The organism is Acetitomaculum ruminis DSM 5522 (genome assembly GCF_900112085.1).
GTDB classification, from domain to species: domain Bacteria; phylum Bacillota; class Clostridia; order Lachnospirales; family Lachnospiraceae; genus Acetitomaculum; species Acetitomaculum ruminis.
Genome location: NZ_FOJY01000020.1, coordinates 1 through 15,345, shown reverse-complemented (window position 1 = coordinate 15,345; position 15,345 = coordinate 1). Strand labels below are relative to the sequence as shown.

15 protein-coding genes and 1 pseudogene are annotated in these 15,345 nt (G+C 33.7%); 12 read left to right on the top strand and 4 right to left on the bottom strand.

The window, feature by feature from the left end; all coding sequences use genetic code 11:
- Positions 1 to 6: 6 nt before the first annotated feature.
- The 4 genes from BM153_RS11525 to hpdA are packed head-to-tail and all read left to right on the top strand — an operon-like array spanning position 7 to position 4,302.
- Positions 7 to 654 (top strand): corrinoid protein, encoded by a 648-nt coding sequence (locus tag BM153_RS11525; protein ID WP_092874103.1) that lies wholly within the window; start codon positions 7 to 9, stop codon positions 652 to 654.
- A gap of 14 nt (positions 655 to 668) precedes the next feature.
- Positions 669 to 1,688 (top strand): uroporphyrinogen decarboxylase family protein, encoded by a 1,020-nt coding sequence (locus tag BM153_RS11520; RefSeq protein ID WP_092874042.1) that lies wholly within the window; start codon positions 669 to 671, stop codon positions 1,686 to 1,688.
- 2 nt (positions 1,689 to 1,690) lie between these two features.
- Complete coding sequence (locus BM153_RS11515; protein ID WP_092874039.1) at positions 1,691 to 3,361, top strand: ASKHA domain-containing protein; 1,671 nt, start codon at positions 1,691 to 1,693, stop codon at positions 3,359 to 3,361.
- Positions 3,346 to 4,302, top strand: a complete 957-nt coding sequence (gene hpdA / locus BM153_RS11510; protein ID WP_092874036.1) for a 4-hydroxyphenylacetate decarboxylase activase — start codon at positions 3,346 to 3,348, stop codon at positions 4,300 to 4,302. The genes BM153_RS11515 and hpdA overlap by 16 nt, the downstream gene beginning before the upstream one ends.
- A gap of 44 nt (positions 4,303 to 4,346) precedes the next feature.
- Here the strand turns inward: hpdA and BM153_RS13885 are convergent, their stop codons facing one another.
- Both BM153_RS13885 and BM153_RS13760 read right to left on the bottom strand, forming a co-directional pair.
- On the bottom strand, positions 4,347 to 4,634 hold the full coding sequence (locus BM153_RS13885) for a hypothetical protein (RefSeq protein ID WP_092874033.1): 288 nt from the start codon (positions 4,632 to 4,634) through the stop codon (positions 4,347 to 4,349).
- Between the two features lie 335 nt (positions 4,635 to 4,969).
- Complete coding sequence (locus BM153_RS13760; RefSeq protein ID WP_177205661.1) at positions 4,970 to 5,107, bottom strand: hypothetical protein; 138 nt, start codon at positions 5,105 to 5,107, stop codon at positions 4,970 to 4,972.
- A gap of 195 nt (positions 5,108 to 5,302) precedes the next feature.
- Between BM153_RS13760 and BM153_RS11500 the strand changes: the two genes are divergently transcribed.
- The 6 genes from BM153_RS11500 to BM153_RS11480 all read left to right on the top strand — a co-directional run bounded on the left by BM153_RS11500 (position 5,303) and on the right by BM153_RS11480 (position 11,130).
- Positions 5,303 to 6,343: a response regulator transcription factor gene (locus tag BM153_RS11500; RefSeq protein ID WP_092874029.1), complete on the top strand. Its 1,041-nt coding sequence runs from the start codon at positions 5,303 to 5,305 to the stop codon at positions 6,341 to 6,343.
- A gap of 152 nt (positions 6,344 to 6,495) precedes the next feature.
- The gene (locus BM153_RS13755; protein ID WP_177205659.1) at positions 6,496 to 6,648 is read left to right on the top strand and encodes a hypothetical protein; all 153 of its coding nucleotides are present in this window, start codon (positions 6,496 to 6,498) and stop codon (positions 6,646 to 6,648) included.
- Between the two features lie 387 nt (positions 6,649 to 7,035).
- Complete coding sequence (locus BM153_RS11495; protein WP_092874026.1) at positions 7,036 to 7,782, top strand: TraX family protein; 747 nt, start codon at positions 7,036 to 7,038, stop codon at positions 7,780 to 7,782.
- 411 nt (positions 7,783 to 8,193) lie between these two features.
- Complete coding sequence (gene cbiM / locus BM153_RS11490) at positions 8,194 to 9,198, top strand: cobalt transporter CbiM (protein ID WP_092874023.1); 1,005 nt, start codon at positions 8,194 to 8,196, stop codon at positions 9,196 to 9,198.
- Between the two features lie 21 nt (positions 9,199 to 9,219).
- Positions 9,220 to 10,137: an energy-coupling factor transporter transmembrane component T gene (locus BM153_RS11485; protein WP_242949144.1), complete on the top strand. Its 918-nt coding sequence runs from the start codon at positions 9,220 to 9,222 to the stop codon at positions 10,135 to 10,137.
- A 312-nt stretch (positions 10,138 to 10,449) separates the two neighbouring features.
- Complete coding sequence (locus BM153_RS11480) at positions 10,450 to 11,130, top strand: energy-coupling factor ABC transporter ATP-binding protein (protein ID WP_092874021.1); 681 nt, start codon at positions 10,450 to 10,452, stop codon at positions 11,128 to 11,130.
- Positions 11,131 to 11,823: 693 nt separating this feature from the next.
- On the opposite strand, the gene BM153_RS11475 is transcribed toward BM153_RS11480, so the two are convergent.
- On the bottom strand, positions 11,824 to 12,999 hold the full coding sequence (locus tag BM153_RS11475; protein WP_092874018.1) for an iron-containing alcohol dehydrogenase: 1,176 nt from the start codon (positions 12,997 to 12,999) through the stop codon (positions 11,824 to 11,826).
- Positions 13,000 to 13,085: 86 nt separating this feature from the next.
- Positions 13,086 to 13,730, bottom strand: coding sequence for a 3'-5' exonuclease family protein (locus BM153_RS11470; RefSeq protein WP_242949143.1), 645 nt, complete (start codon positions 13,728 to 13,730; stop codon positions 13,086 to 13,088).
- A gap of 486 nt (positions 13,731 to 14,216) precedes the next feature.
- Between BM153_RS11470 and BM153_RS11465 the strand changes: the two genes are divergently transcribed.
- Positions 14,217 to 14,762, top strand: coding sequence for an NAD(P)H-dependent oxidoreductase (locus BM153_RS11465; RefSeq protein WP_092874015.1), 546 nt, complete (start codon positions 14,217 to 14,219; stop codon positions 14,760 to 14,762).
- Between the two features lie 155 nt (positions 14,763 to 14,917).
- Positions 14,918 to 15,345: pseudogene (locus BM153_RS11460) on the top strand (RNA-guided endonuclease TnpB family protein); the annotation flags it as partial.

Here is a 15,345-nt window from a genome sequence, read left to right as displayed (position 1 = left end):
AAAAAAATGTCTAAAACAAAAGAAGAATTATTGGAAGAATTATCAGATGCTGTAGTTGATATGGATGAAGAATTGGCGGCAAGTACAGCAAAAGAGTATATAGATGAGGGTTATGATGCCTATGATGGCATTTCAGAAGGCTTAGTAGATGGTATGAATAAAGCAGGTGAATTATTTGAAGAAGAAGAATATTTTATACCGGAATTATTACTTTGCTCAGATGCTATGAACAGCGGAATTGAGGTTTTATCACCTCATATTGAAAGAAGTCGATCTAAGGATGAAAAAATAGTAGTAATAGGAGTTGTGCAGGGAGATACCCACGATATAGGAAAAAATCTGGTGGCACTTATGTTAGAAGTAGCCGGATATAAGATAGTGGATTTAGGTAAAGATGTTCCTCCTCAGGCCTTTGTAGATAAGGCAAAAGAGCTAAATGCTGATATTATCGCTCTTTCTACTCTTATGACTACAACCATGCCTAGAATGAAGGAAGTAATAGATATTCTTAAGAAAGAAAATATCAGAGAAAACTTTAAAGTAATCGTAGGGGGAGGCCCTATTTCCCAGAAATTTGCCGATGAAATCGGAGCTGACGGATATTCAGTAAATGCAACGGCTTCCGTTCGTCTTGCACAAAGAATTGTATCATAGATAGGAGAGTACAAATGGATTTAATTAGCCCAAAAGAGAGACTTTTTAGAACTTTGGACAAGAAGGAAACAGACAGAAAGCCTATAATTTGCCCAGGAGGAATGATGAATGCAGCAGTTGTTGATGTAATGACAAAGTGCGGACATCTTTTACCAAAAGCTCACAGCGATGACACACTTATGGCACAACTGTCAAAGGATGTATCCGATGAAACCGGATTTGAAAACTATGGACTTCCTTTTTGCATGACAGTTGAGGCTGAAGTATTAGGCTCAGAGATTGACTTTGGAAGCTTAGAATGCGAACCAAAGATAAAAAAAGAAGTGTTTCCCCATGTTTCGGAAGTAGACTATAAAGATATTAATAAAATGCTTAAAGAAGGCCGTATTGAAACCATAACCAATGCAGCTTATAAACTATCAAAAAACAGTGATGTACCCGTTATCGGAAGTTTGACAGGTCCTATTTCTACAGCGGATTCAATAGTAGATCCCATGACATTTTTAAAAGAACTTAGAAAAGACAAGGAAAATGCCAATAAAGTTACAGATTATGTTACGGATTTTTTGATTGAATATGCAAAACAGCTTATTGAAAGTGGAGCAGATGTAATTTCTATTGCGGATCCTACAGCTACGGGAGAAATATTAGGACCAAAGATGTTTGGAGAATATGCAGTTAAATATTTAAACAAGCTTATAGATGCCATACATGAAACCGGCACCAGAGTAATACTTCACATTTGTGGAAATATGAAAAAAGTTGATAATTATATACCGTTAATTCATATGGATGCCATAAGTACAGATGCCATGGTTAATCTTTCTTTATTAAAGGAAAAATATCCTCAACTTACTACCATGGGGAATTTAAGTACCTATTTGTTAGAAAGTGGAGACAGGGAACATGTTATAAAGGCCACAGAAAGACTTTTGGCAAAAAATATAGACATCATTGCTCCTGCCTGCGGCTTATCAACTTCATCACCAATAGAAAATTTACAGGCGTTTACAAGAAGGGTTAAGGAAAAATAAAAATGAAAAGTATCACATTTAAGCCTGATAATATTACTATACAGGTAAAAAAGGGACAAACTATTTTAGAAGCAGCCAGAAAAGCCGGAATAGCTATAGAGTCCCCTTGCAATGGGTCCGGTGTGTGCGGAAAGTGCAGAATTAACAGGGAACAAATAGATAATATAGATGCACTTTTAATTAAAAAAAGCGTATTTAGTGAAAACAATGATGACGACAGCTATATCTTAGCTTGCAATGCCTGCATAAATGAAGATGTAATAGTAGAACTTACTAATAATAAAGAATCTGATTTAAAAATTTTAAGCAAGGGAAAAATATTTGCATTTGAAAAAAAGACACTGGTAAAAAAAGAGTATTATGAGAAAGAAGATATAACGAAAATATATTATAATGAAAAAGAAATAGCTTTTGAAAAAGGAAATACAAAAAACGAAAATTATGGAATTGTAATAGATATTGGTACTACTACAATGGTGGCTTCCTTGGTGGATTTAAACACAGGAAAAGAGCTTACTTCTGAATCAGTTTTAAATCCCCAGGCCATTCATGCCCAGGATGTACTTTCAAGAATAACTATGGCTCATGAACAAAAAGGAATGGAGCTTTTATATACTGAGGTAGTAAAGGAATTTAATAATCTTATAGATATGATTGCAAAAAACAAAGGCGTAGATCCTAATGGGATTTATGAAATCATATTAAGCGGAAATACCTGTATGATTCATCTTGCAACAAATAAAAATCCTACTTCTTTAGGAGAATATCCTTATGAGCCTGCCATCCAAGGAGGTAGCTATGAGGCAGCAAAGCTTCATGGACTGCATTTGGCAAAAGAAGCAGTATTATATCTTCCTCCAATTATATCTTCTTATGTGGGTCCTGATATTACATCAGGGGTATTGGCTACACAGATATACAAGAGAAAAGATAACTCTCTTTTAGTGGATATAGGAACTAATGGTGAGATGGTTATTAGTAAAAATGGGGACTTATCCGCCACATCTACGGCAGCAGGACCGGCATTTGAAGGAATGAATATAGAATTTGGCATGAGGGCTGCAAAAGGTGCCATAGAAATGTTTGAAATAGAAGATGATGACACCATAACAGTAAAAACCATAGAAAATGCGCCACCTGTAGGCATTTGCGGAAGCGGGCTTATGGATATTGTGGGAGAATTGGTTTCTCATAAAGTTATTACCAAAAGCGGTAAATTTGCAAATCCAAAAAGAAATGAACTCCCTGATTTTTTGTCAGAAAGACTGGAAAAGAAAAATGGAAAAACAGTTTTTAAATTGTCAGAGGATGTTTATCTGACTCAAAAAGATGTAAGACAGGTGCAGCTAGCCAAGGGAGCAGTAAGAGCCGGAATTGAATTTTTGCTAAAAAGTCAGGAACTTACAGCTGATAAGCTTGATGAAGTAATGATAGCCGGAAGTTTTGGATATCATTTAAGAACCAAAAGTCTTATTAATATTGGTCTTTTGCCAAAGGAATTTGAAGACAAAGTAGACTTTGTGGGAAATACATCAAAAACAGGCGGCCAGGCTTTTTTGATGAATAAAAAATATAGAAACGAAATGGAAGAATTAGTTAAAACAATTAATATAGTTGAGTTATCTAATTATGATAATTTTGAGGAAGTGTTTGTAAAATGTCTGAATTTTTAAATAAAGGTTTAATTTCAAGTATAGAAAGCTACACATTACACGATGGTCCGGGATGCCGGACCACTGTTTTTTTATCAGGTTGCCCCCTTAGATGTAAATGGTGTGCCAATCCGGAAACCTGGGAAAAAAAATTAAAATTAATGTATTTTAACGGGAAATGCCAATACAAAAACGGCTGTAGAAGATGTATAGAAAAAAGTAGCTGTCCGGGGCTTGTGGAAAATAATAATAAGTTAGAAATTGATTGGGATAAATGTAGAAACTGCAAAGATATTTCCTGTGCAAAGTATTGTAAACATGAGGCTTTAAAGAAAAACGGAAGTTATTATCTTGTAGAAGATTTGATGAGGGTTTTAAACAGAGACAGAAACTTTTGGGATGAAGAAGGTGGGGTTTCCTTTAGTGGTGGAGAGCCATTTTTTCAGCATGAATTTTTAAAAAATGTGCTTTTAGAGTGCAAAAAAGAATTAATTCATACAGCCATAGAAACCACAGCCCATGTAAAAAGTGAGATATTTTTTGATATATTGCCCCTTTTGGATTTTATTTTTATTGACATAAAACATATGAATAGTGAAAAACATAAGGAAAAAACTGGTCAGGGTAATGAATTAATATTAAAAAATATCAGACTTTTATCTAAAAAAATATCAGATGGCAGCTATAAGGGAAGACTTGTTTTAAGAACTCCCATAATAGAAAACTTCAATGATACAAGAAAAAATATTACCGAAACGGCTTTATTTATGAATGAAAACGAATTAAAGGAAATAAATCTTCTTCCTTTTCATAATCTTGGGGCTTCAAAGTGGAGTCAGTTGGGAAAAGAGTATGCATATGAAAAACATAAAGCCACAAAGGATAAAAAAATGAAGGAATTTAAAAATATTTTTGAAAGTTATGGCATAAATTGTTATATAGGTGCAGATACTATATTTTAGAATTAAAACAGACTTTCTGACAGTTTAACTGCCGGAAAGTCTGTTTATTTAAAAGATGGATTATCTGGGCAAACAGCTGGGATATCCTTTAATAAATTAATATTTTCCAATCCCAAATGAAGCCTTGGGCAAAGGGAAAGATTTATTTTCCCCCAATATTTATTAAATAAAATTTCGAGAAAATCTGAAAGCCAGATATTGATTATACTTTTTTTCATTTTAGGTCCCATAATATCTGCTGAGCATATTGGATCTGAAATGGAAAAAGAATCAATTCCACTTCCAATTAAAAAATCCATATATTTTAATAAAAACTGATTTAAAAATAACAAAATTTCTTTTGTTATATCACTATCTTTTCTAAACTGTCTTAAAAGATAAGCTGAATCAAAGAAATTATTTAAAATAGAAACAGGTCCGCTGATAATGAATACAGGAAGATAGCCTTCCTCCTTAAGTTTATGCCAGGCGGATATAGTTACTGAAAGACTTTTAAAAGAAAAATCCTCATTAAAAGAAGATATAAAATCTAAAAAAGAAAGGGGCTTTTTATCATTTAAGTTAAGGGATACATCATAATCACTTATAAAGGATAAATTTGCTCCAAGGGATAAAGCTTCTAAAACATAGTTTTTTGGAAGATATATTCTTTTATTGTTATTAAAGTTTAATTCTTTAAAAAAAAAACCATAGCATGATAATCATTAAAAATATCCCTGTAGGACAGGCCAAATTTTTTTAAAATATCTATTTTTAGATTTTCAAGATTTGTCATGGGACATATAAATTCTTCGTAACTATTCATGAAATTTTCCTCCTCAAAATAAGTATAAAAATTCTTTAAATATATTATCTTAAGGGATAAGGGGTAAAAAGGGAAAAAAATTAAAAAATATTACACCATAAAAAATATAGATTTTCTAAAACTATGATGGTATAATCTTTTGAAATTTATCTATACTAATATAATAGGAAATATAGGAAAAAGGGAGAGGGTTTTATGTATAGTACACTTGTAGTGTCTGATGATGAAAAAAAACTGGAAAGCTTACTTTCCATGGATTTATTTAATAAAGAAAGTGAAATACAAATCGAGTCAGTGGTTAAAGATGGTGAAAGTGCTCTTAAAGTATTAAGGAAAAAAGAAATAGATTTGGTAATTACTGACATAGAGCTTGCCGGCATAAATGGAATTGAACTTTTGCGAAAAATCAAAGAAGAAAAATTATGCGATTTTGTGGCTTTAGCCTGTGAAAATGCTAGTTTTAGCTATGCCAGGCAAGGGATTATTTACGGAGCATGTGATTATTTAATAAAGCCTTACTCGGTTGAAGAAATAAATGATTTAGTTTTAAGGATTAAAAACATTCAAATAAAAAAAGAAAATATAGAAGAAAATTTTGTGGAAAACAGCCTTTCTTATATTTACGGACGGGATAATAAATACAAAGGTTATATAGAAGAATACATTGAAAAAAATTATACTTTCTTTAGAGATTTTAATAAAGCCAATAAAAATATTATAAAGATATTTAGAAATCTGGCAGATAGATTATATGCTGATAATCCCTGGATGGAATTATATTTTTCTGTGGAAAATTTTTATTTAAATGGAACAATTTGGGAAAAAGACATAGAAGCATTTAAAGAGCATTATAAAATCTCTTTTTATAAACTTTTTGACGAGTATCAGGAATTGATGCCCCCTCATAATGATAATATAAAAGAAGTTATTAATTATATATTGTCATCACCTCAAGAAGATCTGCGGCAAAAAACCGTAGCCCGTAAATTAAATTTTAATGTAACTTTTTTAAGTACTATTTTTGCAGCACAAACAGGCGAAAGATTTGTGGATTATGTAACAAAAATAAAAATGAAAAGAGCGGGACTGCTTCTTTTAAATACAAATCTTACCATTACTTATATAGGCATAGAACTGGGATATCGTGATTTGGGATATTTTACAAAATTATTCAAAAAAGAGTATGATTGTACACCTTCAGCCTACAGAATGGGATATTACGATTATCAAATTTAAAATTGAACGCAGTGTAAGCAATCCCCCGCTTTAAAAGCGTAAGCTTTAAGCGGGGGTATAAGCTTACTAGTGTCAGAAGGGGTTAAAGCCCCTTCTGACAGGTGGCACAAAGTGCCACTGCGTTCATGAGGAAGTAGCGAAGCGGATTCCGAATGTCCGCTTTACAGAAAGAAAATTGTTCTGAAATTATTAAAAAGGTAATCTATAAAAAAGCAGTAATAAAAGTGCCTAAAAACAAGGTAAAAAGCTATACAAAACTTATGAAAAATAAGGGACAGGCAAAAAACGTTAAAATTAAAAAATAAGAAATACTGTTAATTAAAAACTATCGCATCGAAATTCAAGTTTCGGTGCGATTTTTTGAGTGGTAGTAATAAGAGATTCGATCAAGAACACTAATAACTAATTCTGGAATTAATCTTATATTCCCTTGATTATAATACTTAAAAAGAAAAAAAGAGGGTAAGTTTATGATTATCTCCAATTTTTATTGCCTAAAGGAATAATCCTTAACCAATTGGTGGAAGTGGTGATTCTTGTCGTAATATGTGTTATTATTTATGTGCCAGGCAGCCTTAGAAAATTGCTTAAAGCTTCAAAACAATAAGCAGTTTTGACAATTGCTATATCTAATCAATAATGAAGAGGGTGTCTGCCGGTAATTAAGAAAAAATTTTGAGGAGATATTTAAGATGGAGACAAAAGGAATTAACAGTAATCAATTAAAAGTGATTGCTTTAGCTGCAATGACAATAGACCATCTGACATCAGTAATATGGATGAATTATCCTACTGATTGGTGGATTATTTTATTGCACATTATCGGAAGACTTGCTGCACCTATTTTTTGGTTTATGATAGCTGAAGGATACCATTACACCCATGATTTAAAAAAGTATGGATTACGCTTGCTTATTTTTGCAGTAATAGGTCATTTTGCATATAATTTTGCCTTTGGAATACCATTTCTACCTTTTAAGTCAGGAGTATTTAATCAAACCAGCGTGATATGGCCTTTATTTTTAGGATTAATTGGACTTTGGGTGTCAGAAAAAGAGGAGCTTAAAAAATGGCAAAAGGATTTGATTATTTTGCTTTTAACCTTACTTGCCTTTTGTGCGGATTGGAGTAGTATAGCGGTTTTAGCAGTTATAAATATTGGGACAAACCGGGAAAATTTCAAAAAGCAGATGACAATGGTTATGTTGTGGGTGGCTGTGTATGCTATTGTATATGCAATCTTTGTTAATCCAATTTATGGCCTGCTTCAGCTTTTCGTATGTTTGACGATTCCACTTCTAAAAGCCTATAACGGAAAGCGTGGAAAAATGAAAAATATGAAATATTTGTTTTATATTTATTATCCGGCTCATTTAATATTATGCGGTGTTATAAGAATACTTTTGCATGGTAATGTAGGCGTAATGATAGGTGGCTAAAGAAGGATAATTCACCGCAGTGTAAGCAATCCCTCGCTTCAAAAGCGTAAGCTTTAAGCGGGGGTATAAGCTTACTAGTGTCAGAAGGGGTTAAAGCCCCTTCTGACAGGTGGCACAAAGTGCCACTGCGTTCATGAGGAAGTAGCGAAGCGGATTTAAGAATGTCCGCTTTACTTTTTTATGAAGCTGTGATATTACAAAAGAAATAAAAAAGGATATATAATATCGGATTAATATAATTAAAGCGAACATTTTTAAGAAATTTTTAATGTTTGCTTTATTTTTATAAAATTATATCCCCCCAGGTGGCTTGTTGACAAAAAATCATTTTGTTAAAGTATTGTCTAGTAATAAAAAAAGTCACAGATAATTAAAAAGAATTAAGTTTTATGCTGTGGGAAAGGAGAAAAAATGCATATACCAGAGAATTATTTGAGCCCGACTACTTGTGCAGTGATAGCGGTAGCTATGGTTCCAGTCTGGAAATATTCCATCACAAAAATAAAAGAGGAGATACCAAAAGAAAAGATGCCGTTATTGGGAATAGGAGCAGCTTTTTCCTTTTTGGGAATGATGTTTAATATTCCTCTTCCGGGAGGAACAACGGGGCATGCTGTAGGAGGAACACTTATTGCCATTCTTACAGGAAGTCCCGCAGCAGGGTGTATATCGGTTTCCATGGCCTTGTTGATACAGGCTCTTTTGTTTGGAGACGGAGGTATTTTAGCTTTTGGAGCGAATTGTTTTAATATGGCTTTTGCCCTTCCGTTTTTGGGATATTATGTATATAGTTTCTTACTTGAAAAAACAAGCAAAAGAAAATTATCCGCTGCTGTTGGAGCCTACCTTGGAATAAATATGGCATCACTTCTTGCCGCTATTGAATTTGGAATTCAGCCGCTTTTATTTAAAGATGCTGCAGGAAATGCGCTCTATTGCCCATATCCTTTATCGGTATCAATTCCTTCAATGATGATAGGACATTTGACCCTTTTTGGATTGGCAGAGATAGTTATGACAGTAGCAGTTTTGGCATTTGTAGAAAAGGTTTCACCAGATGCCATAGAAGAGAAAAAACCTGCTTCTAAAGCCTTTAAGCCTTTATATATTCTTATAGGAGCACTTATCCTTCTTACTCCTTTAGGATTATTAGCAACAGGAACTGCCTGGGGTGAATGGGGTGTAGACGAAATCGCATCTATAGTAAGTGGTGGAAGTAAGTTAGGGTATACACCTGCAGGAATGGAAGGTGGATTTGAACTTTCAACTTTATTCCCGGATTATGCTATGGGAGGACTTCCTGAATGGACAGGTTACATCCTTTCTGCTGTAGTTGGAGTAGCTCTTACAATAATAATTTTCAAGCTTATATCTGCAACAATGAAAGAAAAGGTTGATTTTGCAGTAAGCCAATAATAAAAGGATATTAATTATATTATGGACTTTAAATTAAATAATACTGATTTTGATAAAGAAAAAAACTCTTTGTATAAAGTGAAATTGAATAGTGAAATGAATTCTAAGCAGAGTATGGGCTTTAATTATGACACACAAAAGCTTCCTTTATGGATGTGTAAAAGTGAGGATTATGAAGCTACATCTGATAAAGACGCTTTTATTACAAAAAGTACCAAAGCGCTTTTAGAAGTTATTACAAAAATAAAATTCACAGTGGGAAAAGATAGTAGATTTTCAGCGTCCCCATCTTTAAAATTAGTTTATACCCTGCTTTTTATTATTCTTACGGCAGTTTCACGAAATTATATGTTTACCATGATTATGGGAGCAGGGGTTATTTTAGCTTTGGCAATGTTTCCGGGAGATGTTATAAAAAATCTCTTTTCAACAATAATGGGAGCAGTGCTGTTGTCAACTTTTATTCTTTTGCCGGCTGTTTTTATGGGAAGTCCCAAAACTTTAATTACAGTCACCTCAAAAGTATTTATATCAGTTAGTTTAATTGGAATTTTATCAGCAGGAACTTCTTGGAACAAAATAACAAGAAGCCTCAAAACTTTTTTTATACCAAACATATTTATATTTACTCTGGATATTACCATCAAATATGTCTCTGCTTTAGGGGAGATATGTATAAATATTCTCAACTCTCTTAGATTAAGATCTATAGGAAGAAATGATAACAAAGCAGTTGCAGTTTCTGGAGTTCTTGGTATAACTTTTCTAAAATCAAGAGAGATGGCAGATGAATTATATTCAGCCATGTGCTGCAGATGCTTTACCGGAGAGTATGGTACAAAAACCCATGGAAAAACAAAAATTATATTAAAAAAACAGGATATATTTTATATATTTTTGATGATATCGGTTTTGGTATTATTTAGACGACTTGGATAATGAAAATAAGAATTTGAACGCAGTGTAAGCAATCCCCCGCTTCAAAAGCGTAAGCTATAAGCGGGGGGTATAAGCTCACTAGTGTCAGAAGGGGTTAAAGCCCCTTCTGACAGGTGGCACAAAGTGCCACTGCGTTCATGAGGAAGTAGCGAAGCGGATTCCGAATGTCCGCTTTACGGTTACATATATGTTTTTAGGAGTTAATATTAATGAAAAAGTCTGTGTAGTAATTACATGGACTTTTTTACTTGATTACATTGTGGTAAACTTATGGATAATTGTGAAAAATAAAGCTATTAGGAGGATAAGTGATTGATTGAATTGGAAAATGTATGCTATGCATATGGTAAAGAAATAGCTTTAAGAAATGTAAATCTTAAGGTAAGTAAAGGGGAGTCTCTTGTAATAAAAGGGCCTAACGGGTGTGGAAAATCAACTCTTATAAAACTTTTAAACGGAATAATTTTTCCTACAATGGGTAAATATACTTATAAAGGACATGAAATAAATGAAAAATCTTTAAAGGATAATAAATTTGCAAAATGGTTTCATCAGCAGATGGGTTATGTGTTTCAAAATGCGGATAATCAGCTTTTTTGTGCCAGCGTTGAAGAAGAAATTGCCTTTGGCCCAAGCCAAATGGGATTGTCACAAGAAGAGGTAATTCAAAGAACAAAAGATTGTATGAATTTATTCGGCCTGGAAAAATTAAGTAAGCGTCCCCCATATCATTTAAGCGGTGGAGAAAAAAGAAAGGTATCTTTAGCATGTATACTTTCCATGAATCCGGAAGTACTTGTTTTAGACGAGCCTTTGGCAGGACTTGATGAAAAAACTCAAGCTATGCTTATAAGCTTTTTAAAGAGCTTTCATAATGCAGGTAAGACTTTAATTATTATTACTCATAATAATGAACTGGCAAATGAACTGGCTGACAGGATCGTGATTATGAAAGAAAGTCACGACTTTAATACTGAATTTTCACTAAAATAATCGGAATAAACATTTTAGAGTAATATACTTAGTTTAATGTTATAGCATCATTCTAAATAATCTGAAGACAGATATGACGAAGAAATGTGCACTTGAACGCAGTGTAAGCAATCCCCCGCTTCAAAAGCGTAAGCTTTAAGCGGGGGTATAAGCTTACTAGTGTCAGAAGGGGTTAAAGCCCCTTCTGACAGGTGGCACAAAGTGCCACTGCGTTCATGAGGAAGTAGCGAAGCGGATTCCGAATGTCCGCTTTACATGCCAGGATTGCTTCAGATTCTTGAGAGATAAAGTATTTGTAGAAAAATACAAAATGAACAAAATTGTGGATTCCGCAAACGTAAATAACATAAAATCGACATGCCTGTTATAATGTTAGGCATGCCGGTTTTTTAGCAGAAAAAAGAATTTGTGAAATTTTATTTATAAATTAAGATTTTTATTCGTAGGGTTCTCTTTGTGCGAAATCACTTTCAGTAAGAAATGTATTATTTCTTTCACTTTCATCAATAGAATAATAGATGAATCTATCTACATCCGCATCAATAACATTTTTTGAAAAATTAACTTGTAAAATTTTTCATCATCTATGTTTGGATTTCTTTTTCTATATGAACAACAATACTTTTCTAAAATATCAATAGTCTCACTTAAATCAGGTACTTTTTTGTAATCATTAAAAGTATCATGTATAAATTATAGCATTAAACTGTATATTTTTTGGGCTATATCCTTATCTATATCAATAAAACCGGAAATTACACCTTTTCGGCCATCACCATTACACAAAACATCCACCAGCTTAGGAATATCCTCTTTCTTGGCCCCCAGCTCCTGGAAATTTCTTGGCATTCCAATGGAAATAAGGAAATTTCTTAAAGCTTCGATTCCTGTTTTAGCAGTAACTTCTGGATGGGCAAAATCCATTTGACATCCCCATACCCTGTTCGCAACTTGAGCAAAACGCATTATGTCATGCTCCATTTGATATGTAAATACAGCTGGCATGGTAACTGCAAGTCCTGCACCGTGAGCACAGTCGTAAAGAGCAGATAATTCATGTTCAAGGGCATGAGAGTTCCAGTCCTGACTTCTTCCTACACCAACGCTGTTGTTGTGTGCCATGGTTCCTGTCCACATGATATTGGCTCTGGCATCATAATTATTAGGATTCTCAATTACTCTGGGAGCTTCATGTATCAATGTAAGCATTAATGCCTCAATAAGTCGGTCTGTTACTTCGACTTCCTTCGTATTGGTAAGATATCTCTCGTAAAGATGTGCCATAATATCTGTAATTCCACAAGCAGTTTGATAAGCTGGAAGAGTCTGAGTAAGCTCAGGATTTAAAATTGAAAATTTTGGACGCAGGGCATCTCCTCTTGCTCCCCTTTTAAACATTCCATTTTCATTTGTAATGACAGAATTTGGACTGCCTTCACTACCAGCAGCTGCTATGGTAAGCACCGTACCAATGCTAAGAGCCTTTTCGATTTGTTTTCCCTGGTAAAAGTCCCAGAAATCCCCATCATAAACAACTCCGGCTGCAATAGCCTTTGCGGAGTCAATGACACTTCCACCACCTACTGCCAGAACAAAGTCCACATTTTCCTTTTTACAAAGTTCAATGCCTTTATATACCAGACCGCTTCTTGGATTGGGCATAACTCCTCCAAGCTCTGTATAAGATATTTTTTCTTTATCAAGAGAAGACTTTACTCTGTCTATAAGTCCTGATTTTACGGCACTTCCTCCACCAAAATGGATAAGTACTTTTGTGCCTCCAAAGCGTTTTACATACTCCCCGGCTTTATTTTCCGTCTCTTTTCCAAATGCAAAACAGGTTGGTGAATAAAATTCAAAATTTTCCATGTCTTTTTCTCCTTTTCTTTTTAAATTTTGGTTTATGAGAAGACTTCGTCCTTAAAAATATTTATATTAATAATTGCTTTATAATATTAAATTCGTCCAATATTGTATACATCTATATCATACCCTAGCATTTCAATTATTTTTAATTCGTCTATTGCATCCATAAGAGCATTATGGATTTCCCGATAGAGTTGATTACCACTAAGCATCCTATAAATTGGCTCAACACCATATCCTTTTTTTATCCTCCCTGTTTTACAACATTGAACAGTTGAAGGAATTTTTTTGTTGTATTGATTATAGGCAGCTATGCGCATTATGTCGTACCAATAGAAATTTCTAAGTTCAGGTAAGTGATTAAAATCGAATTTTGCGTTATATGCAAATATTCTTTCCACACTATATTCTCCCAGAAAGAACAAAATAGTGTCCAGGGCTTCTTTTCGGGTGGTTTTTATGGTTTGCTCTTTCTTAATGAAGTCTAAGACACCAGAATACATACCTCCTTTTTTATAGATTGGATCAATAATGTAATAACGAGTATCCACAGGAGTATTTGTATGTGAGTCAGCAATGACGATGCCAATGGACATGACTTCGTCTGACCAGGTTGTTTCAGTGTCTATTACAGCAAAGCACTCTCCTTGTGGTTTGAGTGAACTATTATTTAGTGTATTTAATTCTTGTTTATATGTATTTTCCTTTGAATAGAATGAATCAAATAATCCCATATACAAGGAACCCCCTTTATAAAAAATATTTTTTGGAATTATATTAACATAATTTTAGAGGGTAGTGGAATTTAGAGTGAATTTACCCCCATAGTTAGAAAAAGATTACTCAATTATTTCATGATACTAATAATTTAGGATGTTAATCCAATTGTTTACAAAAGCAAGACAGGCAATTAAGTATCCGGTTTACGCAGGACGATATAGATATATTGAACGCAGTGTAAGCAATCCTCCGCTTCAAAAGCGTAAGCTTTAAGCGGGGGTATAAGCTTACTAGTGTCAGAAGGGGTTAAAGCCCCTTCTGACAGGTGGCACAAAGTGCCACTGCGTTCATGAGGAAGTAGCGAAGCGGATTTAAGAATGTCCGCTTTACACAGGTTCTTTAATAAAAAAGATTAATCAGTTACTAACTGATGTGAAAAGCTAATATATTCCAGAATAAAGTAGTGGCATTGAAACAGTTTTTTTAAGGGGGAAAAAGATATGATTTTGTTTATTAATGCTTGCGTTCGCAAAAAATCAAGAACACTTAGACTTGCAAATAAGCTTCTTTGTAAACTTGAGGACGATGTTAAAGAAGTGCGTCTTGAAGAGGTTGAGTTTCCTGTCTTTAATGAAGAATTTATTATTCTTAGGGATGAATTAGAAGCAAAGGGAAACTATGACCATGAGATTTTTGATTTAGCAAGAGATTTTGCAAAGGCTGATACTATAGTAATTGCAGCACCCTATTATGATTTATCATTTCCGGCTATGTTGAAACAATATTTTGAACAGATAAATATTTTAGGATTAACTTTTACCTATTCAGAATCCGGTATTCCAAAGGGACTTTGCAAAGCTAAATACCTTTATTATGTAACAACTGCCGGTGGATACATTATATCTGAAGAATATGGATTCGGATATGTAAAAGCCCTTGCCAACACATTTTATGGCATTGAAGATGTCCGCCAGATTAAGGCTGAAGGACTGGATATAGCAGGTGCCGATGTTGAAGGTATTCTAAAAAATGTCAGTTTTGAGTAATGTTTATAAAATACGAGCGTAAAACCCATTACTCTTGAGTGATGGAATATAAGCGAGTCCTCGCATATTTTACTAAATCAATGGTATTTCAGTAAAATATGTGATATAATATACATACAGGAGCAATCCGAGTCTAACGAAAGGAGCAAAACTGTATGTATCTGACAGTGAAACAGCAGGTCAAACATCTGTCTAAGGAAGATTACAAATCTCTTAAAGAACTGTGTCATGTAGCCAAAAATCTTACAAATGAAGCTATCTACAACGTAAGACAATACTATTTCACAGAAGGTAAGTTTCTCAAATATGAGAAGAACTATACACTTCTAAAAGACAGTCCTAACTATAAGGCTTTGAATTCTAACATGTCACAGCAGATACTTAAAGAGGTAGACGGTAGTTTCAAGTCATTTTTTGGACTGCTTAAACTTGCCAAACAAGGTAAGTATGCCTTTAAGGATTGCAAATTACCCCATTATCTTCCAAAAGACGGATATACAACACTTGTGATCGGTTTTGTAAGACTTAATGGAAATAAGCTTATACTTCCGTTTTCCAACAGCTTTAAAAAATCACATAAATC

What these genes read in the sequence shown, in the direction of transcription:
- BM153_RS11465 (WP_092874015.1), top strand. Translation starts at nt 14,217, where the DNA reads ATGATTTTGTTTATTAATGCTTGCGTTCGCAAAAAATCAAGAACACTT.
- BM153_RS13755 (WP_177205659.1), top strand. Translation starts at nt 6,496, where the DNA reads ATGTCCGCTTTACAGAAAGAAAATTGTTCTGAAATTATTAAAAAGGTA.
- BM153_RS13760 (WP_177205661.1), bottom strand. Translation starts at nt 5,107, where the DNA reads ATGAATAGTTACGAAGAATTTATATGTCCCATGACAAATCTTGAAAAT.
- BM153_RS11475 (WP_092874018.1), bottom strand. Translation starts at nt 12,999, where the DNA reads ATGGAAAATTTTGAATTTTATTCACCAACCTGTTTTGCATTTGGAAAA.
- BM153_RS11515 (WP_092874039.1), top strand. Translation starts at nt 1,691, where the DNA reads ATGAAAAGTATCACATTTAAGCCTGATAATATTACTATACAGGTAAAA.
- BM153_RS11485 (WP_242949144.1), top strand. Translation starts at nt 9,220, where the DNA reads ATGGACTTTAAATTAAATAATACTGATTTTGATAAAGAAAAAAACTCT.
- BM153_RS11470 (WP_242949143.1), bottom strand. Translation starts at nt 13,730, where the DNA reads ATGGGATTATTTGATTCATTCTATTCAAAGGAAAATACATATAAACAA.
- hpdA (WP_092874036.1), top strand. Translation starts at nt 3,346, where the DNA reads ATGTCTGAATTTTTAAATAAAGGTTTAATTTCAAGTATAGAAAGCTAC.
- cbiM (WP_092874023.1), top strand. Translation starts at nt 8,194, where the DNA reads ATGCATATACCAGAGAATTATTTGAGCCCGACTACTTGTGCAGTGATA.
- BM153_RS11500 (WP_092874029.1), top strand. Translation starts at nt 5,303, where the DNA reads ATGTATAGTACACTTGTAGTGTCTGATGATGAAAAAAAACTGGAAAGC.
- BM153_RS11520 (WP_092874042.1), top strand. Translation starts at nt 669, where the DNA reads ATGGATTTAATTAGCCCAAAAGAGAGACTTTTTAGAACTTTGGACAAG.
- BM153_RS11525 (WP_092874103.1), top strand. Translation starts at nt 7, where the DNA reads ATGTCTAAAACAAAAGAAGAATTATTGGAAGAATTATCAGATGCTGTA.
- BM153_RS11495 (WP_092874026.1), top strand. Translation starts at nt 7,036, where the DNA reads ATGGAGACAAAAGGAATTAACAGTAATCAATTAAAAGTGATTGCTTTA.